General features: G+C 39.2%; 20 protein-coding genes, 1 tRNA gene and 2 pseudogenes. 9 read left to right on the forward strand and 14 right to left on the reverse strand.

Going from position 1 to position 20,371, the window contains the following annotated elements; genetic code table 11:
• Positions 1-86: 86 nt before the first annotated feature.
• The 4 genes and pseudogenes from BFP75_RS00265 to BFP75_RS00280 all read right to left on the reverse strand — a co-directional run bounded on the left by BFP75_RS00265 (position 87) and on the right by BFP75_RS00280 (position 3,621).
• The gene (locus BFP75_RS00265) at positions 87-482 is read right to left on the reverse strand and encodes a hypothetical protein (protein ID WP_240531646.1); all 396 of its coding nucleotides are present in this window, start codon (positions 480-482) and stop codon (positions 87-89) included.
• Positions 483-911: 429 nt separating this feature from the next.
• Positions 912-1,085 (reverse strand): annotated as a pseudogene (locus BFP75_RS22665) (DUF6035 family protein); the annotation flags it as partial.
• A gap of 164 nt (positions 1,086-1,249) precedes the next feature.
• Positions 1,250-2,737: a DUF6035 family protein gene (locus tag BFP75_RS00275; RefSeq protein WP_099542515.1), complete on the reverse strand. Its 1,488-nt coding sequence runs from the start codon at positions 2,735-2,737 to the stop codon at positions 1,250-1,252.
• 5 nt (positions 2,738-2,742) lie between these two features.
• Positions 2,743-3,621 carry a HEPN domain-containing protein gene (locus BFP75_RS00280; protein WP_099542517.1) on the reverse strand — a complete coding sequence of 293 codons (879 nt, stop codon included), beginning with the start codon at positions 3,619-3,621 and terminating at the stop codon, positions 2,743-2,745.
• A 281-nt stretch (positions 3,622-3,902) separates the two neighbouring features.
• On the opposite strand from BFP75_RS00280, the gene BFP75_RS00285 reads away from it, so the two are divergent.
• Positions 3,903-3,975: transfer RNA gene (locus tag BFP75_RS00285), tRNA-Met, on the forward strand.
• Between the two features lie 107 nt (positions 3,976-4,082).
• Here BFP75_RS00285 and BFP75_RS00290 read toward each other — a convergent pair.
• Entirely contained in the window at positions 4,083-4,814 is a 732-nt protein-coding gene (locus BFP75_RS00290) for an SOS response-associated peptidase (protein ID WP_099542519.1), read from the reverse strand.
• A gap of 11 nt (positions 4,815-4,825) precedes the next feature.
• Positions 4,826-8,092, reverse strand: coding sequence for a WD40/YVTN/BNR-like repeat-containing protein (locus BFP75_RS00295; RefSeq protein ID WP_099542521.1), 3,267 nt, complete (start codon positions 8,090-8,092; stop codon positions 4,826-4,828).
• 241 nt (positions 8,093-8,333) lie between these two features.
• On the opposite strand from BFP75_RS00295, the gene BFP75_RS00300 reads away from it, so the two are divergent.
• Positions 8,334-8,771, forward strand: coding sequence for a response regulator (locus BFP75_RS00300; RefSeq protein WP_165776509.1), 438 nt, complete (start codon positions 8,334-8,336; stop codon positions 8,769-8,771).
• A gap of 109 nt (positions 8,772-8,880) precedes the next feature.
• Complete coding sequence (locus BFP75_RS00305) at positions 8,881-9,375, forward strand: BLUF domain-containing protein (protein WP_123803277.1); 495 nt, start codon at positions 8,881-8,883, stop codon at positions 9,373-9,375.
• A gap of 21 nt (positions 9,376-9,396) precedes the next feature.
• Here the strand turns inward: BFP75_RS00305 and BFP75_RS00310 are convergent, their stop codons facing one another.
• The 5 genes from BFP75_RS00310 to BFP75_RS00330 all read right to left on the reverse strand — a co-directional run bounded on the left by BFP75_RS00310 (position 9,397) and on the right by BFP75_RS00330 (position 13,713).
• Entirely contained in the window at positions 9,397-9,798 is a 402-nt protein-coding gene (locus BFP75_RS00310; RefSeq protein WP_123803278.1) for a hypothetical protein, read from the reverse strand.
• A 125-nt stretch (positions 9,799-9,923) separates the two neighbouring features.
• A complete protein-coding gene (locus tag BFP75_RS00315) occupies positions 9,924-10,922 on the reverse strand; it encodes a helix-turn-helix domain-containing protein (RefSeq protein WP_099542530.1) in 999 nt (332 codons plus the stop codon).
• Positions 10,923-11,076: 154 nt separating this feature from the next.
• Positions 11,077-12,630 carry an ATP-binding protein gene (locus BFP75_RS00320; RefSeq protein WP_099542532.1) on the reverse strand — a complete coding sequence of 518 codons (1,554 nt, stop codon included), beginning with the start codon at positions 12,628-12,630 and terminating at the stop codon, positions 11,077-11,079.
• 80 nt (positions 12,631-12,710) lie between these two features.
• Positions 12,711-13,151 carry a response regulator gene (locus tag BFP75_RS00325; protein ID WP_099542533.1) on the reverse strand — a complete coding sequence of 147 codons (441 nt, stop codon included), beginning with the start codon at positions 13,149-13,151 and terminating at the stop codon, positions 12,711-12,713.
• 10 nt (positions 13,152-13,161) lie between these two features.
• Positions 13,162-13,713: a helix-turn-helix domain-containing protein gene (locus BFP75_RS00330; protein ID WP_099542535.1), complete on the reverse strand. Its 552-nt coding sequence runs from the start codon at positions 13,711-13,713 to the stop codon at positions 13,162-13,164.
• 515 nt (positions 13,714-14,228) lie between these two features.
• Here BFP75_RS00330 and BFP75_RS00335 point away from each other — a divergent pair.
• Positions 14,229-14,942, forward strand: coding sequence for a VIT family protein (locus BFP75_RS00335; RefSeq protein WP_099542537.1), 714 nt, complete (start codon positions 14,229-14,231; stop codon positions 14,940-14,942).
• Between the two features lie 23 nt (positions 14,943-14,965).
• Here BFP75_RS00335 and BFP75_RS00340 read toward each other — a convergent pair whose 3' ends face one another.
• On the reverse strand, positions 14,966-15,742 hold the full coding sequence (locus BFP75_RS00340; protein ID WP_099542540.1) for a sigma-70 family RNA polymerase sigma factor: 777 nt from the start codon (positions 15,740-15,742) through the stop codon (positions 14,966-14,968).
• Between the two features lie 192 nt (positions 15,743-15,934).
• On the opposite strand from BFP75_RS00340, the gene BFP75_RS22205 reads away from it, so the two are divergent.
• The 3 genes from BFP75_RS22205 (at position 15,935) to BFP75_RS00350 (ending at position 17,736) form a co-directional block, all read left to right on the forward strand.
• Positions 15,935-16,408: a universal stress protein gene (locus BFP75_RS22205; RefSeq protein ID WP_240531647.1), complete on the forward strand. Its 474-nt coding sequence runs from the start codon at positions 15,935-15,937 to the stop codon at positions 16,406-16,408.
• Between the two features lie 15 nt (positions 16,409-16,423).
• Complete coding sequence (locus BFP75_RS22210; protein WP_240531648.1) at positions 16,424-16,780, forward strand: universal stress protein; 357 nt, start codon at positions 16,424-16,426, stop codon at positions 16,778-16,780.
• Positions 16,781-16,890: 110 nt separating this feature from the next.
• Positions 16,891-17,736, forward strand: coding sequence for a universal stress protein (locus tag BFP75_RS00350; protein WP_099542542.1), 846 nt, complete (start codon positions 16,891-16,893; stop codon positions 17,734-17,736).
• Positions 17,737-17,759: 23 nt separating this feature from the next.
• Here BFP75_RS00350 and trxA read toward each other — a convergent pair whose 3' ends face one another.
• Positions 17,760-18,059 carry a thioredoxin gene (gene trxA / locus BFP75_RS00355; RefSeq protein ID WP_099542544.1) on the reverse strand — a complete coding sequence of 100 codons (300 nt, stop codon included), beginning with the start codon at positions 18,057-18,059 and terminating at the stop codon, positions 17,760-17,762.
• Positions 18,060-18,463: 404 nt separating this feature from the next.
• Here trxA and BFP75_RS00360 point away from each other — a divergent pair, with 404 nt between their 5' ends.
• Positions 18,464-19,300, forward strand: coding sequence for a universal stress protein (locus tag BFP75_RS00360; protein WP_099542549.1), 837 nt, complete (start codon positions 18,464-18,466; stop codon positions 19,298-19,300).
• A 4-nt stretch (positions 19,301-19,304) separates the two neighbouring features.
• Positions 19,305-20,153, forward strand: coding sequence for a universal stress protein (locus tag BFP75_RS00365; protein WP_099542547.1), 849 nt, complete (start codon positions 19,305-19,307; stop codon positions 20,151-20,153).
• A 46-nt stretch (positions 20,154-20,199) separates the two neighbouring features.
• Here BFP75_RS00365 and BFP75_RS00370 read toward each other — a convergent pair.
• Positions 20,200-20,371 (reverse strand): annotated as a pseudogene (locus tag BFP75_RS00370) (IS66 family transposase); the annotation flags it as partial.

Consider the following 20,371-nt stretch of genomic DNA (forward strand, 5'->3'; position numbering starts at 1 on the left):
TGCAAATAGATGCAATGCGTTTATAATGTGATGTTTACTTTGAAAAGCATCACGATAGGATATAGCTATCCTTTAAAAAAACTGAATTATACTTTAGGGGGTTGGAATAGGGATTCCAGATATCTGGAGGTGAAGTTTACTTTATGTAAATTAAATTGTTCTTTCCCTTCAAACTTTAATTGATTGATTAAAGCCGGATTGTTGTTCGCAATAATTAATACTAAGGGGTGACAACATTGATGATGGCTATGTATAGGTGCATTCTCCTTATCAGAGTCATTGTGGTGCCTTTCTGCTTTTGCTTCCTTACCAAAGTAATCCTCAACTACATAATCGAGGAAAGAGTCTCCATAAACCTTATGGTCCTGGTAATGGGTTACGATGCTTGAAATTTCTTTAATGGGTCCACAAAAGTCCATATCAAGACTAATTCCCTGAAAAAAGAATAATAGCGACATTGATATGGAAAAAAGTGTTTTCATAAACTTTAACAAAGATACAAATTAATCGATGCACAGGTTGTGCAAAAACTTAAAAGCAGGGATAAAAGGTTTCATGAAGCACTAAAAATTAGTTATTCTGCAAATCCATAAATCTTTTCAGGGCGAAATATAGAAGAATAAAGGCTTTCCATACGATAGGTCATATATATTGTAAGCTACAAGACATAAAATTGAGTGCCAAGAAATATATTTACAATATGATTGCCAAAAATTTCACATTGCAAATATAACAAGGATTACGTGCGACTGGGTTGCAAAATAGCTTCAAAAAATAGGGTAAGGTCTCAAACAGTCATTGAAATTAATAAAAACTGGAAAGGCTGGAAATTGGCAATTCGCATTTATGCATCAAAACACATGAAATAATCCTCTGGTGCTAATTCAACTACCATACAGATTCATCATGTTTCAATTCAGGATATCAGGATATAAGGTATTTAGCAAGAGCAGGCAATCAACCTTCTGTTTTGGATTCGTAGCATGGAACTTTGCCAACTTTTTTTGAAAGGTTTTCTTCTTGTCCAAAAGCATCAATTTTTCCCAAATACCATAGTTCTTAAAGGCTTTTTCGATATAACTCCAATAGTCTGTATAACTGAAGTCGTTTAAACTTTGTCAAATTGGCTAAAAAATTGCAGCATTGCACACATATTTCGTCTTTTTCTTGCTCCGTAGCCCTGCTATGCAGCTCAAAAAAGCCTTCATCTGGGCACAATGCTTTCAATTTTCGCTTCAATCCAAAAAGTTTAAACGACTTCACTATGTATAGCATTGTTTGCAAAGGCTACCCATTGTTTTTTTTGATATCGGTAGCCAATAATCTTATCCCTTTTTGCACTTTCAATTATGCATACAAGGGGTTTATGTTCGAAAAGCTCATCGATTAAATAACAACCATTTAGCTCATTTGCCAAATGAAAAATTATTAATGTCGATTCGTATTCAATAGGGTCTGTTTCAATTTGGGCCAATATTGCTTCGTCCTCTTTCTTTAAGTTATATCCTTTTCGGATAAGTCTTCTTAAAAGCCACATCTTATGCTCAATAGCTATGTTTTCAAACATAGTCGCAAGAAGCGTTTTGTCGTCTTTGGATTTTTCGTTTAAGTCGATTTCCAAATATGAACTATCAATCATGTGTTCCAAGAAACCCATATGACCCTTTTTTGCTATTGAAAACCAATGGTGAATTCTTGGTTGACCATCTTTAGGTTTAAACGCATCGGATTTATTTAATATCGATAGTTCAAATTCGTCTAAATTTTCCATTTGTTCTTCGATGGAAGAAAAATTATACCCTTTATTTTTCCATAAGAATCGCAGGTCATCGATTATAGAGTTTGCTTTTTCTTCAGCCACTACCTGCTTTCGACGCTCTTGATTTTTGACTTCCTCTTCTCTTTCCCTTTGAAGACGTTTGGCATGTTCTTTCTCTCTAACCTTGAGCTTTTTCCCATAGTCAAAATAATAAATCTGATAGGATTCAACATTGAACTTGAGTTGTCCAAGACTGACGGATTTTTCTATCCATTTGCTGAGCAACTTATTATCCTCCGTTAGAAATGGATATTTGTACGTACACAGCAATCTAAAAGGTTCTGAAGCTTCATCCAGTTTGAAGAAGTTTTGAAAATCCGTAAGATATTTGATATCGCGTTCCATTTGTCGCTGGCCATGAACGTCAAAATCATCCAATATCCAAATCAGAAAAACTCCTTTCCGTTTGTAAAAATCATGTCGGTCATAGATGTAGCGCAAGGATAAATCGGATAGCTGTATTTCGAAAACGAGTTCTTTTTCCAAATATTTACAATACACATCGGGCCTACGTTTTTCATTTCCATCGTAAATAAAGGTATCATCTACGCAGATAGAATGAACACCATCTAAATTGGAAAGTTTCTTGGCTATTTTGTTTTTAAGTGCTTTATGCCTTGGACTTTCTTTTCCACGATAAAGCTGTGCCAATTGTTCCGTTTCCTCCTGCGACAGGTCGGTCTCCTTTAAGTAACAGAACGCCGCATTTGGTTGATGCTTGAAATGTAATCTGTCATACTTACTACCGGAAACGTTCAATTTTTGGTCACACTCGCAACAGTAGAGTTCCACTTCATCCCTATGATACTGCCTGCGAAGCTCAAATGAATTTTTAGCGGTGTCAAAGACGTCATCAGCTTCAAGAATCTCCCCAGAGGTTTTGTCAAAAGCTACTTTTATACTTCTTTGAAACGACATCTCTATTATTGGGCAATTGTAAGGTTCGAAAACAAGTTTTGTAACTCATGTTTATTCCCATTCATTTTCTCCAATCGAAGTATCGCCTCCTTTAAACATTCCATAAAACCCAATTGTTTCTGTACAATTGGTAGTTCTTTAGTATAGATATCCTCAGGATTGACTCCGTTTTTGGGATATCTTGTCCGCGAACTATGTTGAATGGTCAGTAAGGCGCAAAAGTAAAATGTATGGTCTATAAATATAGAATCAAATTGAATTGGTATCAGGTGATGCATTAAATTTTGAAAATACATTTGCGACTTTTTTTTATCCGCAAGTATATTCAAAATTTCCCTTTTTGTTTCCAAAGCTTCCTTCGTACCTAATTCCCCAAAGTATCTTGCCATGGCTTGCATTTGTGACCTAAGTATTGAATTGCTATTTTCCGGAAATGCATATTCAATGGTTTCTAAGCCCGTTAGGATTTCTAAAAAGCCATCGAGATCTTCCAATGTAAAATTAACCAAGTCGCAATTTTTCAATCTGTCTATACTGCAAATGGCCGCTGAAATTGATTTATGGTGTTTGGCAAAGCTCTTATTGGAAAGCGGCTCCAGATCTTTCGGCATTGGATAGCTTTCAAGAAGCTCTATTACGGCCTTCATTTTTTCTTCTTTTTGCACCATAATCTTTCTTGGGATTTTAAATTGATCGTGGAATGTCTCCTCGATTTCCTTTTCGGTAAAATCGCCAGAGAAAAGAGCCGCAGCTTTATTGGCTTTCTCGCTTGCCTGTTGGAACAGAAAATATGAGTTTCTATACTTTCCGTTTCGGTGTAGCAAGATGGCAGATTCCAAATCATTAAGAGCGATATTTAGCCATGTATTGATTATTGTTTGCATAAGAGGTGTACGTGTAATCTGAATGATATCTATAAATATATTGATATTTCTTTCAGTTAATAATCTATAAGCCAGTATGTCAATGTACTTTCTTAAATTTACTTCTCATAGATAAATTTGTCTAAGGAAGCTTAATATATTTATTCATGAAAAATCTACATAAATCCTTTGAAACAAGACTTTTTTATAATACTTTTACCGTATATAAAACCGCATACAGCGTATGCATTTTATAAAATCAAGCGATTGTTAACTCGCTGTTAATCAAAGAGTTATGAAACCGCGGGATAGAGCAGTAGGTAGCTCGTCGGGCTCATAACCCGAAGGTCACTGGTTCGAGTCCAGTTCCCGCTACTAACAAACAAAGGGCTTTCAAGAGATTGAAGGCCCTTTTTTTTATGGGCTTTATCCATATCCAAAACTGGACGAGAAATTTATCCTGAATGCTGTCAAAGTGTATATTAATATGCTATCTCCAATTCTTGATAGGTAACGGGCGAAGTGATATCCGGTCTTTGGCCCAAATTGCCTCTATAGATGTCCTTACTGACCGGCCAAGTCTCCAATTCCTCATCGGGCAGATCATCTTCAATGACGTTCATAATTTGGGCCTCCTTTAATGTATGATCCAACCAAACCTCTATGTCCATTTCCTGGAGAATTACCGGTCGCCTGTTCTTTTTATTATGGATTTTTTTGAACAATGGCGTTGCGGTTTTTGTAAGTATGGAGAAAGTAACAGTTCCGTCGGAGATAGTAGTGTAAATACCCGCCAGACTGAGCGGGCTATCGTCTTTCCGCTTAAAATAAAAAGGGATCTTAAAATTATTCCTTGCTGTGTGGGGTTCAAAAAAACCCTTTAAAGGAACTATACACTTCTTGAAGCCCTTGTAATTGGGGGAATCGAACAATTTTTCCGATTTTGCATTCAATCCCGACCCGTATTTAATAGTTTCCTTATAATATTCCGCTGGTTCCACATGGAATTTGTAAGGCGGTATGATTCCCCACAAGGCATAGGTTAGTATGTTCGGGTTTTCCTCCGTAAGTATCCATGATCGGTTGTGCGCGAATCCATTGTTAAAATAACGGTTGAATTCATTTTCAGGTTCGGCATACACATAGCTGTGATCCAACCGGTAATAGTTCTCTACCAATTTTACATCGCCAAATTCTTCCGTTGAAAAGCACATGCTTTTATTACTTATAACTTTCTATTGGGGGTGTAAGGTGCTTTTAATTCTTCCAAGGTTTTTTCAAAGGTTTCCATTGAATTGTTAAATGCTTCCAACTCTTTTTCGAAGGTTTTAAAATCCTTTTCGGCGATTTCAATGTTCCCCATCTGCGTTTTTGTCGGTTCCTGTGTTGTTTCCCAATGTGCCCCGGCTACCTGCCCTACCCTAGACCTAATGGAAGGTGGCGTGGACTCGTCCAATGATTGTTTTATAGGGTCGCCATACAAGGTTTTTCGCAAGGAACTTAGCTTCAGCCTTAATTCATTTAATTTGCTGAAATGGCTCTCGTTGGCCAGGGGTGTTTTAAGCAGGGCCTCCTTCATATATCTGATTTGCTCATTGTATTCTCTCATTTTTTCACCGGCGTTGGATATTTGCCTGGAAAGCTCCGCGGTCCGATTCTGAAAAAGTTGGATATCCCTGTAATCTACATTTTCCTTCTGGTCGTGTACGGGTATTACGTTAAAATTTTGGGGCGCACCTTGTGGTTGCAATTTTCCATTTAACAATACATACATTTGAACACTATAAGTGCCTGGCGATACCAAAGGTCCTTGGTCTTCCCCTGCCCAAGGCGGCCTAAAGTCGGGAACGGATAAATCAATTGGGTTGGGTGCGGAACGCCGTAAATCCCAGTGGGTACGTTGAAGGCCTTTAGTGCCCTTGCCTTGTAACCATCTTACAGGTTGTTTATCTTTGTGGGATATCAGAAAAAGTACTTTAGCTTCCTCCTGTCCTCTTTCTTCTTCCAGTACTTCCCAACCTGGAAAGGGCACCGACATATTCTTCAATCTCAGCTCCTTTTCTTTTTCGGTGCGCACTGTCTTGTCCGTCTTAGGCATATCTTTTATCCAATAGGAAAATGTAGCCCCAAAAGGGGGATTATCCGTCGCAAAACTGGTGGAGCCCAAGGTTGGCATACCCTTTGCCTGCATGGGTACATTTGGAACATACCACCAAGCGTCCCGTACAGGAAAGAGTTGATTGGATCTATCGGATAACCTTGCTCCTATACCTCTCAGGGGACTATAATCGTCCAGTACAAAAAATCCCCTTCCAAAAGATGCTCCCACTAGGTCATTGTCCTTTGGGTGTAATTCTATATCCCTGAACGGAATGGTGGGCAAACCGGATTTTAACGGAATCCAATTGACCCCTTTATTCGGTGAAAAATAGATGCCATATTCCGTTCCTATAAATAATAGGTCTGGATCTATAAAGTCCTGTTTTATGACCCACACTATGGTTTTGTCCGGTAGGTTACCAACTATCGATTTCCATGTCCTTCCTCGATCATTACTCATAAACAGATATGGGGTGAAATTTCCGAATTTATGGGCATCGGCACTTACGAATACGACATTGGGACTATGAACCGAAGCCTCTATATCGTTGATAAACGAAAGTTCAGGAACCTTGGGCAAGGCCCCACTTTTCCTCCAGTTCTGGCCGCCGTCTTCGCTCACATGAATGAATCCGTCATCAGACCCTGTGTATAATAAGCCTTCCTGTTTTGGGGATTCTGCAATGGAGGTCAACGTAGCGTATTTGGACATGGCTCCATTATCATAAAGGGCATCCACACTCCAAACCCTTCCGATCATATCCAATTCATACCGTACTCTATTGGTCGTTAAGTCCTCGCTTATCGGTTGCCATGAATTTCCTTTGTCATCACTGCGCCACAATCGTTGCGAACCATAATATAGCCTGTTGTTATCGTGTGGACTGATCAATAAGGGACTGTCCCAGTTCCATCTGTCAGCAATACCATCGGTTGACTGCGGCTGAATATCCATTCCCTCTTCCGTTTCCCTGTTATGCCGATACAAATTGCCTTCCTGTATCTCCATGTAGACAGTATTGGGGTCATTTGGGTCAAAGGCATTGTCATAACCATCTGCACCCAAGGGCACATACCAATCCTGATTTCGTACCCCTTCTGTATTCATGGTTCTGGAAGGGCCTATTAATGTGCCCAAATCCTGGGCACCTCCCACAATATTGTAAAAAGGTTGGGCATTGTCCAATGAAAGCTTGTAAAATTGGGAGATGGGAAGATTTGGGAAATGCCTCCAAGTAGTACCTTCGTCAAAGGTTTCGTACAAACCCCCGTCCGTTCCTGCGAGCAAGTGCTTGCCATTGTTAGGGTCGATCCAAAGGGCATGGTTGTCGCTATGCTTCTCGCGACCGGTTCCCAAAACCTTAAAACTATCACCGCCATCCCTGGTTACCCTAATGAATACGTCCATTTGATAAACCAAGTCGGGATTGGATGGTGAAACCTCTATTTCCTGATAGTAGTGCGGGCCCGTTCCGCCGGATATATAATCATTCCGTTTTGTCCAGCTTTCGCCCTTGTCCATGGACCTGTAAAATCCCTTTTCTTTATCATCCGCCTCAATAGTCGCATAGACCAAATCTGGGTTCGCCTTGGTCACGGCCAGTCCTATTTTACCCATATCCCCTTTTGGAAGACCAGAGGTTTTTTGGGACCAAGTTTCACCATTGTCCATAGATTTGTAGATTCCGGACTTGGGCCCTCCTGAAAGCAATGCCCAAACATGCCTTCTTCGTTGATAGGCCGCGGCATATACAACATCCGGGTTTTCCGGATCGAACTCAATATCGGTAACACCCGTATGCTCGTCAATTTTAAGAACCTGGCTCCAAGTAATACCTCCATCAGTTGTTTTATAAACACCACGATCACCTCCGGAAGACCATAAAGGACCTTCGGCCGCCACCAACACCACGTTACTGTTTCTTGGATCAACCAAAATTTTCCCTATGTGTTCAGAATTTTTCAATCCCATAGATTTCCAAGTAGCACCTCCATCATTGGATTTATAGATACCATCACCCCAGCCAACATGTCTGCCACTAACATTTTCGCCGGTTCCAACCCAAACGGTCTTGGTATTGTACGGGTCAATAGCCACACAGCCTATGGAATAGGAAGGTTGTTCCTCAAAAACCGGACTCCAGGTAATCCCCCTATTTTCCGTCTTCCATACACCCCCGGAACCCACGGCAACAAACCATGTACTTTGGTCTTCTGGATTCACGGCAATATCCGCAATTCTACCTCCCATGAGTGCCGGTCCAATGGGGCGAAATTCCAAACCCTTAAGGTCCTTTGATAAACTGGAAAAATTCGTGTCCTGGGAACGGACCAGATTTAGATTTAACAGAAGTAAAATGAAGATTGCTTCAATGGAATATTTAATATGCATGGCTGAATCTTTAGTTTGTTTGGTTTGATAGATTGTACATTAGTAAAAATAATGAACCCCAATGAGCATTCAAGTGTTTGCAAAGAATTTTTGAACATAATTTACTTCCGTTCCATTTTAAATTGAAAAAATACCAATTGCTTTTGAGTTAGTAATTGATCGTTTTGTTTTAGAAAGGAATGGTGGCAGGTTGTAATTTGCACCCAATCAATAACTATTTTTTGGAAGAATGAACAGGACCATGCAAAGAATATATTTGGCGGATGACGATAGCGACGATCGCGCGTTTTTTTCCGATGCCTTGAGCGAAATTCCAATTGCCACGACCATTGAGGAATTTAATAATGGGGTCGATCTGATGTCCGTTTTATTGAACGGGGAAAACAAATTGCCCGATGCCATCTTCCTGGACTTAAAAATGCCGATGATGGACGGTTTTGAATGTTTGTCCGATATAAGGGATTTGGATAGTCTATTGGAAGTCCCGGTAATTATTTACTCCACATCCTTCCATCAAAAAGATGTAGACCGACTAAAAGATATGGGAGCGACCCTCTATTTGAAAAAACCTTCTTCCTTCAATCAACTTAAGACCTTATTGCATAAATGCCTTTCCTATATAGCAAAGAATCCTTCTGAAAAAAACACTCAGGAACAACAGTTTCTAATATCCATTTAAGGAACTCGCGTACGAAGGCCAATAATGCCAGATTCCTTCAGAAGAACCATCTCACACAAGCACCTAGGCATCCATTTTATTGGATTTTCGGGTCAAAAAAAATGCATCGGTGTCCTCATCCCTATCTAAAAATAAACTATTTTGGGACCCTACAACTTCGGATACGATGCATGAACTGACCTATACCTCTTTGGCCGACAAAAACATAAGTACAAAGAATTTGAACGACATTTTACATACCGCAAATGAATTCAACGGAGCCAATGCTATTACAGGGTGTTTGGTATCTCACAACGGACAGTTTGTACAGACGTTACATGGAGAAAAAAGGGTGATTTTTGACCTCATGGACAGAATTAAAATGGACCAGCGGCATTCCAATATAAACTTGGTCTGGGAAGGCCCTGCGGCAAAAGAAGTCTTTCCTGGATGGAATATGGCCTTTTTTTCACCGGACGATTATACAAACCCTTCTAAAGGCCTTCTCGATTTTGAAAAAAAATTGATTACCCTCTCTTCCTTTTACAAGGCGGACTCTGCTTCTGTAAGGATATTTTGGTCGATCGTGAAGGACTTATGCCTCCACCAAGCCAATCAGACCTAATAAGCTAACCAGGACCAAAATCTATATCGCCCTTTTTAGGTACGTCGAAGCATCCTTGCACCCGAACAATCCTATAGGTGCTATGGCAGCCATTAAGGCCTTAATTTCCCTTTCCTCGTTTTCATTGAAAACTTCCATGGAGTTCAATATCATGGAATGTACCTGCCCTTGCCTTTGTTCTTTAAAATCAGGGTTTTCTTCCTGAAAAAGAGCAGCCTTTAATCGGTTGTTTCTGGATGTGGCTTGATCCAATTGCGAAATAAGGTCCTTGACTTCATCCAAGGGATTCTTTGAAATAATCCGGTCAAATTCGTCGTGAATACCTTGCTTCCAAAAATGCAATGTTTGCAATCTGGAATCGATATCCTTTTCTATTTCCAAATGGAGTTTTGGTGTTCTATTCTTTATTGTCTCTTTCCTCATTGGATTCCTAATTATTAATTGAAGGTAGTGGTTCAATTCCATAAAAATTACCGCTAAAATTTCGATTAGGTGCTTAAATCACATCCCAATGGATTGTAGGCAATTCCCCTGTATACGTGTATAAATTAGGCCGAAAGCCTTTCTCCCCGTGCCTTCATGAGGTAAATCTTTGGTGAATGTTTGAATCTTTTACTGAAAATTTTGGAAAAATAGCTTCTGCTGGAAAAACCAATGGTATATACTATTTCTGATACATTAAGGTCAGTTTCCTGTATTAACCTTTCGGCTAGGTCCAAGCGTTGGTTCTTGATGCAACTCGCCACGGTCGATCCCGTAAGCACTTTGAATCCCGACTGCAATTTTGCGGCGGACAAGCCATACTTTCTAACAAAATAATCGATGGAATAGGGATATTCCGGTTTTTCCTTGATTTCTTCTATGGCATCCTCTACACGCAACATTTCACGTTTTGTCAATGCCGCTTCATGGAGTGTCTTTTTGGAACTATCATTTTTATAGTGCAAAATCTCAAGTGCCAAGGTGAAATGTACTATGCCCTCAATCAACAATTTTCTTACCACCCCTGTTTGCGAAATAGCCTTTATTTGAAGTAAATGTTCCTTGATCTTAAGATTCACCGTTCCCACATATTCGTACTTCTTTTTCTTTAAAAATTGGGTGAACAACTGATGCTTTAATCTTTTGGTCTCCTCCTTTGTAGATTCATGGGCGTCATTGGAGATTTGGATTACGGAGAAATGCACCTTTTTTCCGGGTGCTACAGTAATTTTGACATCCTCTTCTGCCCCTCCTAGAATGACAGTTCTTAAGGAATCTACCTCAATGGCCGTTTTGCTCATTGGAAGTTTCAACGTAAAACTCCCCTCCAAACAATAGATAAAGAACAAACTGTCCTTAGTCGAATTTTTAAGGTTCAATTTTATTTCCTCCGTAGCTTTTAAGTCAAATTGACTATATCCAATGCCCGATTCCAGTTCAACGGAATGGACGCGTCCTTTCCCCTTGTTGTTATCGAACATAAGTATACGTTCCGTATCGAATACGGAGATACTCCCCCCCAGATTATCGTTTAGCTGATTTAATTTTGCATGTGTAGCATTCATGGTCGACTGTTTTAGATGGTTGAAACAAGTGATTTCTGAACACTTGCTTTTTGATTGTACAAAGATCTAAATCAGCCATTCAAGTATGTTATAACATTTTTACTATCTATTACAACATCTCACTTTTAGCCCTGAAGTTTCAAGAGGTTGGGAGCTACTTTGACAAGGACGGAAGGTACACGGTGAAAACCGCTCCTTCATTTATTTTGCTTGTTCCCAGTATGGCACCGTTGTGAGCCTCCACTATCTTCTTACAAATGGCCAGGCCCAATCCCGTTCCTGAATACTCGTTTTTACCATGAAGTCTTTGGAAGATCCCAAAAATCCTTTCCCCGTATTGGTCATCAAAACCTATTCCATTGTCTATAAATTCCAATTTATGGTACTTGCCGTCGGGGAGGTTGGAAATTGGATGGATAGCGTCCACCCTGGTCTTGCTATGCTTGATGTGTACCACAGGTACTGTATCCCCTGCAATGTATTTTAGTGAATTGCCAATAAGGTTTAGGAACAGTTGTTCCATTTGAAATTGCACACCATTTATTTCAGGAAGTTTGTCCGCCTTTATTTTGGCCTTTGTCTCACATATCCTTTCGCCCAAATCTTCCAAAACATCTGTCAATATTTCATTAAGGTCTACTTTAATATGTTTATCCTCAACATCCTCTATTCTGGAATACGACAATAGATTGGATATAAGGTTTCTCATCCGCTCTGTGGAGGAAATGACCTTATCCAGATAGTTTTTTGATTTTGGCCCAAGACTTTCCTTTTCCTCGTCATACAATCTGCTGAGGAACATCTGAATCTTTCGCAAGGGTTCCTGAAGGTCATGGCTAGCTATACGGTTAAAGGCTTCAAGGTCTGCATTACTTTTTTTTAGTTCGGCATTCTTTGCCTGCAATATGGATTCCTGCTCAATCTGTTTGGTAACGTCCTTAAAAACGCCAACCACATGCCAACCGTTATCGGAGAGATAGTATTCTCCAATAGTGTTCACATATTTTACCTCTCCCGTTGTTGTAACGACCTTAAAAGTTATATCTATCCGCTCCTTCTTACTTTTACTATCGTTTATTACCTGCCTGACCCATGCAATGTCCTTTTCATGCACAAAGCTTAGGATAGCTTCAAAGGTAGGTTCAAAGTCGGACGCCCTGGTATAGCCCAATAACTTATAGACATTATCGGATAGGCTAAGGGTTCCTTTTTTAAGATTCCACCTAAAGCTTCCAATATTGGCTACATACTCTGCATCCAGCAACAATTTATTCTGTATCTGCAGCTGCCGTTCATATTGTTTTTCCTTGGTAATATCCTTTAAAAAATTGACCACACCATTTTCTAATTTAACCAGTCTACCACCGAACCATACTACCAATCCTTCAAAATCAAATTTGGCAGTATAATTGGTCGTTTCTCCAGTAGAGAAGCATTTTTTAGCCATGTCAAAAACCCCATTATCGATAACCTGTGGGTCATAATCCAACCATCGCAAACCAATCATTTCATTTATTTTCAAATGTGTGATTTCCTCTATTCGGTTATTAACATACTTAATGATAAAATCCTCTATGTCACCAGTATCATTGAAATGTGGTTCCAAGTAGGCAATAACATTATTGCTACAATCTAATATTTTCTCCCTAAATAAGTTGGAGAATTCCAGCTCTGAAATTCGGTTCCTCAGTTCGATTCTGTCCGGCATATAATTGGGAGATTAAATGGGTTACTTGAACTATTTCCATCTAAATGAGTTTTCATGGACACTATATAAATTATGGGTGTTTAAATTCTTAATAGAAAGTTTTCTTTCTTAAAATCGTCCATGTGATAGGCCCAATTCATTTTTATTACCTGCGTCAACGACTTTTTAAGGTCCTCAAAGCTGGAAGGTTTCTTGATATAGATATTGGCACCCTTTAAAAAAGTCTGCTCAATATCCTTATCAGAGGACGAGGTGGAATAAATCGCTATGGGCAATTCCTTTAGGTGTTGCTGTTTTCGAATTTCCGTCAAACACTCGAAACCGTTCATAATGGGCATATTAAGGTCCAAAAAAATCAGATTGGGCAAATTTTCGATTTGCTGCATCAAATAATCAAGACAACTTTTACCATTGTTCAGTTGTTTTAGTTCCGTATTTAGTTTAACTCCAACGAGAGCTTCGGCAAAAAACTCCCTATCATCCTCATCGTCGTCTACCAGTAAAATTTTCATTTTCGTCATATGATATTCATTAATTAAAGGTGTTTATAGTGTTCTTTTTGATTTTCAAATATTGGGTAGTGGTCAACCCGGTTACTTTTTTAAATTGACTAGACAGATGTGGGACACTACTAAAATTTAAACGGTATGCGATATCTGATAATGTCCTATTTTCTTCTGCCAAAAGCTCTTTTACTCTATCTATCCTTATTAGGATATAGAAATTTTCAATGGTGGTAAAGGTTTTGGAGGTAAAGTGGTTGGACAGGTAGGAATAGCTATACCCAAGTTCTTCCGATAGCATTGTTGATATGGGCACATTTTTGTCATAATCGCCTTGAACATACTTTTTGATCAAGGATTTTATCTGCACGAGTAAGTCCAATTTATCCTCTTGGCCCATGATGATTCCATAGGTAGCCAGGATTTTGGCGATTTCCTTCAATCTTTCGCTACTCACATCTTCAGATAGTTTTACATAATTATCCTGTATGAATTCTACCTCAAGTCCCAACACTTCTACGGTTCTTTTGACCACTTCAAAAAGGACCTTTTCAATATCATATGTAAGTTCTAGCTTCACTTCCTTGACTCCAATTAGATAAACCTCTAAAATATTTACATTTCTCGAACGCCGATAACGAAATACAGTTTTTCTTTAACGTTTTTTGGCCCCAAGGAACGTATTCGGAAAAAATGGAATTTCCTTTTATATATACGCCAAGAATAGTATCCTAGGACGACTACATGTTGGGATTAACAAATCTTTGGGAATTAACCCTTTGAATAATTTATGGGTAATTTAATACAGTGATTCACTAAAATCCTTATTGATTGTTTCCTAAATATCCATAATTTTCCAATCCATATCATGAAATTTTTTATTTTGAAATGTCAAGGAATTTCCCATTTTCAAAAAAAAGCATGATCATTTAACGGAAAACGATACATTGGTGGGACAGTAAAAGGCCGATTACTTTCTCACGAGAGACGAATAAAGTCCCATACGGTTTTATGACCTGCCCATTAAACCCTTTAAATTCATACTTTTAACAAGAAACAGCTAACATAAAGACCCATTATCCAAAACTAAAATGTATGGCAGAGAACAACGAACTGGACGATTATCTGGACAACCATTACATTCACCGAAGTAATTGGTTGCGGGCAGCGGTCTTGGGAGCCAATGACGGCATACTTTCCACCGCAAGTATCGCCATTGGTGTTGCGGCAGCCAGTGATATTAGGGAACCGGTCATTTTGGCCACTTTGGCCGGACTTGTAGCAGGGGCCTTATCCATGGCAGCTGGTGAATATGTCTCCGTAAGTTCTCAAACCGATGTAGAAAAGGCCGATATAAAAAGGGAGCTGGAGGAACTGATCGAAACCCCAGAATTAGAGTTAAAACGCTTGGCCCAAATATACGAAGATCGGGGTTTAAAGAAAGGAACCGCATTGAGCGTAGCCAAGGAACTAACCGCACATGATGCTTTGGGTGCCCATGTACGGGACGAATTGGGAATCAATGAAATAAGTGCCGCAAATCCCCTACAAGCGGCCTTGGCATCCGGTGGCGCATTTACCATAGGCGGAGTATTGCCCTTTTTGGTGACACTTTTTTTGCCCCTGAAAGGAATGGAATATTACTTATATGGATTTGCCATATTTTTCCTGGTCATTCTAGGAGCCATGGCCGCCAAGGCAGGGGGCTCTAGCATCCTAAAAGCGATAGGCCGTATCACCTTTTGGGGTACAGTGGCCATGGGGCTAACGGCCTTGGTAGGACACTTTTTTGGGGTAAACATGGCCTAGGTTTCAAAAAAAACGGGATTGATTTAATTACTGTCTATTAAAAAACGTTTAACAAAACTATCCTTTAACAATTTCCTGGCCCTCGACAAAAGTGTTTCCACTTCATCTAAGGTGACCTCCCTAATATGTGCAATTTCAGCGGTAGTAAAACCTTGGTCCGCATATAATTGAAATACGGTCCTCATAGGCTGGGACATTTGGTTCAAAACCATATGTAAGTGTCTTTCCACACGTTCTTGCTCCAGACTCTTATCCAGTTTTTCAGCAAGCTCCTTTTCCTCTTCGGTTATGAAGACATGCTTTAAAACATAATCGTTCTTGGTCAACGAACGATCGTCCAATTCTTCCAAAAGTAACAAATCCCCATCGCCATCCGTGCTATACTCCTCTTCCATGGAATCCCATTCCTGTTTGGAATAGGTATCGATGTTCTCGAAAAACATGTGATCGAATTCCTCTTCGGTCAAACGATCGTCCAACAGGTTATCCACTTTTTTATAAAGAAAAGGGCGAAGGTCATATTCATTTTTCACTAATTCCCAATTATCGTATACTTCAATAAACAATTGGTCCGTAAAGTCATTGGGGCTGAACATTCCCTTATTCAATGTGCCGGCAAGTATTGCGGTCTTCAACCTTTTGGCAACATAATGTTGAACCTGTGGCATCAAACGCAATAATTCCTTATTAAAAGCCTCACGGTTCTCTTGGTTTCTAAAATTAACCAGATTGTTATAGGTCTCTTGAACCACCCAAAGTACGGTTCCCATATTTGCTGTGTTTTCTTTTGTTCCATCCATGGCTAATTTGTTTTATATATTGATTTATTACATGGAATGTACCTTGAAACAAAAACAAAAAACATGATTTATATCATTAAAAATCAAATATTTAAAGTCTATCTTAAGTACATGCCGATGTAGGTCGCATGATAAATGTCATACTTTGCATAAAGAAAACCCTTTACTTTTAAAAGTGTTAAATCAAGAGCTATGAAAAATATTCTTATTCCAACCGATTTTTCTGCCAATGCCGATAATGCCATCGCGTTTGCATTGGATCTCCTCAAATGTGACCGCACCAATTTTTATTTGATGCATGCCTATGCCGATGAACTCTATCAGAAAACCTATAGTACGGAAGACGGCAATTTCAGTGCGGAGAAGAAAAAAATGGCTCAGGCTTCGGAAGAAAAACTTGTTGAAATAATTTCAAGGGTTAAAAGGGAAAAGCACAACCCAAAGCATCGCTTTGAGTCCATTTCTGTATTTGAATCCCTGGTAGACGGGGTCAACGATTTTGTCAACCTTAAGGACATTGACTTGGTACTAATGGGAACCAAAGGTCAGACAGCGGACAAGAACATCACTTTTGGAAGCCATACCGTTCAAGTCTTTAAATATGTAAAGTGCCCGGTTTTGGCCATTCCCAGTGATTATACATTTTCGCAGCCCAAAAAGATATAGTTCCCATCGGATTATATGGTTCCCTACAAACGAAGGGAACTAAAACTATTGGATACGTTGGCCGGCCGATTTAAGTCCGAAGTCCATTCGCTCTACATTTCAGATTTTGAGGATTTGAGCCATAGACAAACTGACAATCAATTGTTCCTCAAGGGATCGCTGCCCAAGGCCAAACTTAACTTTATAAGAAGGAAAGTTAAGAACAGGGGAATTGCCATTATGGATTATGCCCAAGAACAGGGTATGGACCTGTTGGTCATGGTAAATTCCAGGCACTCTTTTTTGGAGGATATGCTATACCGTTCCACCGTGGACCAAATAGCCCTTAACCCAGTTATACCGTTTTTAGTTTTACAAAACCTACCTCGTTAACCGTAACATTTTAGCCATGAAACCCTCATCGAGGGATTTGTTATGATATGTTGAATGCCTCTACAAAAGTAAATGTTGAAGAATAAAGCTATTGACCTAAATTTAAACGTATGAAAAAAATAATTCTACCTACAGATTTTTCTGAAAATGCCTGGAACGCCATCTTTACCGCCCTAAAGATCTACGCCGATGTCAAGTGCCATTTTTATATCGTGAACGCCTATGAACCAGGTGTTTTAAAACCTTTGGGCACTGAAAATCACAAAAGATTGGACGTGATTTACGATTCCCTTTCGCAGCACTCAGAAAAGGAATTGGCAGAAATACACACCTATCTAGATAAAAACCATACCAACCTACAACACAGTTTTGAGACGGTTTCCATGGAAAGTACCTTTGAGGAAGCCATGGAAAAATTAGCTTCCGAAAAGGATGCGGACCTTATCATAATGGGTACCCAGGGAGCAACAGTAGCCAAACAGGTGTTCATGGGCAGCAATACGGTAAAAGTGCTAAAAAAATTACCAAATATTCCCATTTTGGCCGTTCCGGATTCCTTCAATTTTCAAAAGTTGAAAACTGTCCTTTTCTCTACAGATTATATGAAAGGGTATGACAAATTTGAATTGGACAGTCTGTTGGAACTCGTGAATATTTGGAATGCGAACATCGAAATAATACATGTAACGGAAGAGTTCACCCTGAACGAAACACAGCAAACCAACAAAGATATTTTGGAGGAACGGCTTTCAGGTTTGGAGTTTACATTTACCGATCTTCCCTTCAACTCCAGTACGGCATACACTATAGGACAGTATACCAACAACAGGACTTCCGATATTTTAGGCATTACAAGGCACCATCATACCTTTTGGGAAAAGATCATTGGGGAACCGGTAGTGAGGAAACTAGCATTTCATTCCGAAATCCCATTGCTATTCCTCCAGGAAAAATAGGCTTTTTGTAGGGGGGTCAATTGTTAGGAATGTTGCTTGATTATTTCAATGATATCGTTCTTTTGAAGTACTCCGGATTGCCGCCATAACTGCTTGCCATTTTTGAAGAGCATCATGGTGGGAACGCCCCTAACATTGTATTTTGCAGCCAATTTTTGGTTTTTGTCCACATCTATCTTCACGATTTTTAGACGGTCCCCCATCGCATCCTTCACCTGCTTAAGGATGGGAGCCAACATTTTGCAAGGCCCACACCAATCGGCATAAAAATCCACCAGAACGGGAATTTCAGAATCTACTATATTCTTAAACGAGCTCTTCATCAGTTTTTAGTTTTTGTTTTGAAAAGACACCTATAACATACTTCGCAATCCTAAATCCACATGAAAAAATTTAGGTACCGATGCTTCAATTTTAATCGTTTTAATATCCAAGTTACTAAATTCAAAAGAATGAATACATGATAAATATCATGGATTTTGGGCATAAGAATGTGTACCTTCTCTACATAAATTCAAAGGCTATGAAATGAGCCATAGCATGTCTTGATAGCCACCAAGATGTCCCGATAGCTATAGGGATGGCGAAAACGAAGTTTCATGAATACCGTTGAAAAGCAAATAGTAAATAATGAACTAAATCGAAGATTCATGAACACCCATGGTAAACAAAATGAAATGATGTGAATAATTACATCTGACCTATGAAAAACAATAAAAATAAACAGATGACACGTATTCTTTTACCAACGGATTTTTCGGATAATTCATTTAAGGCGATTTCGTATGGATTGTCGCTCTTTAAGGAAGAACCCTGTACCTTTTATCTCTTGAACACCTATATGCCCCCGGTATACCATACAGAGTACCTTTTGGGAAGCCCGGGACAAATTGGTCTTGGGGATATGATACGGGAGGAATCCAAGAAAAACCTGAAAGAGTTAAAGGAAAAGCTGGAAACTGAGTTCAAAAATCCGCTGCACACCTTCATTACGCACTCTGCATTTAACATGCTCACCGAGGAAGTAAGTCACATGACGGAGGCAGAGGAAATTGACTTGGTCATTATGGGAACGCAAGGTGCCACAGGAGCGGAGGAAATATTGTTTGGAACCAATACGGTACATACTATTAGAAAAAGCAAGTGTCCGGTCTTGGCAATTCCCCAAGGATATGATTACAAACCGCCAAAATCAATTCTCTTTCCTACTGATTATGAGGTTTCCTATTCAGAAAAGAAGATTTCCGCCCTCTTGCAAATTACCAAGAAACAGGATGCCACAGTACATGTTATGCATGTTTTTACCCAATTGGAACTGGATTCCGATCAATTAACAAATCAGAATACACTAAAGGGAATTTTAGGCAAAAACGGCATATTTCATGAGGTGGAAAATGACGAGATCATAACCGCTATCAACAAATTTCAGGAGCATATAACGGTTGATATGTTGGTCATGATACAAAACAAGCATACGTTCATGGAACGACTGTTTATTGAACCTACTATCAAAAAAATTGGCTTTCATGTAAAGGTTCCTTTTATGGTCATTCCACAACCTTGACCTTATGAAGACCCTTAAAATACTTGTGGCCACTGATTTTTCCGATGAGGCTTATAATGCCCTTTTCTACGCTACCAAGCTGTTGGCAAACCAGCCTTGCTTATTTTATATCCTACATGTTTTCAAAAAACCGACAGGCATTCTACCGAAGCCAAATCACTTAATCGATGAAACGTTCAGCCTCTTGGAAAAAGATTCCACGGAGAATTTGAAAAAGACTTTCCATAAAATCCACTTGGACGATAAGAATGTTTTGCACGAATTTAAAACGCTATCCAAGCAAGGATTTCTAAGCAAGACCATTCATGAAACCATAGGAACTTTTAATATCGATATAGTGTTCATGGGCAATAAGGGAACTACCGGGGCCAAAGAAATTTTCATGGGAAGTAATACGGTACAAACCATCAGGGATTTGAAAAAATGTCCTCTCATGGCCGTTCCCAAGGAAATAGAGTTCAAATTACCAAAAAAAATAGCCTTCATTACAGACTTTAAAAAGGGCTGCAATCTAAAAACCATAAAACCTCTTTTGCAATTGGTAAAAATCCTTGATGCATCGGTACATATTATGCACATCATCGAAGAGGAGTTTTTGTCTCCCTTGCAAGCATCCAACAAAAAGTTGTTGCACATTTCCTTTAAGGATTTCAACCCTAATTTCACATCAATTATTGAGTTTACGGATAAAGCACAGGTTATTGACACTTTTGTAAAAAACAGGGAGGTAGATATTTTCTCTTTGATACACACCAAAAAGAGTTTTATAGAACAGCTGCTTAAAAAACCGGTACTTTTGGATTTAAGTATGTATTCAACAGTACCCTTTCTTATACTACCGCATAGGGAATGACAATTATCATACTTTAAATACCTTCTATACCCTAATTTGTAACTAATCAGTCTACTTGAAATTCAAATTTAGCGATTAGGTTCAATGCTTGAATCACGTTCATTCCGTTTTTGATGGTGGTATCGATTACGGATCGGATTTTGGCAAAATTCTGAGCATTTCTGGGGTTTTTGAACTGGCCCGATATTTTTTGTTTTACCTTGACATTTCGAATCGCT

This window comes from Maribacter sp. 4G9, assembly GCF_002742265.1.
Taxonomy (GTDB): Bacteria; Bacteroidota; Bacteroidia; order Flavobacteriales; family Flavobacteriaceae; genus Maribacter.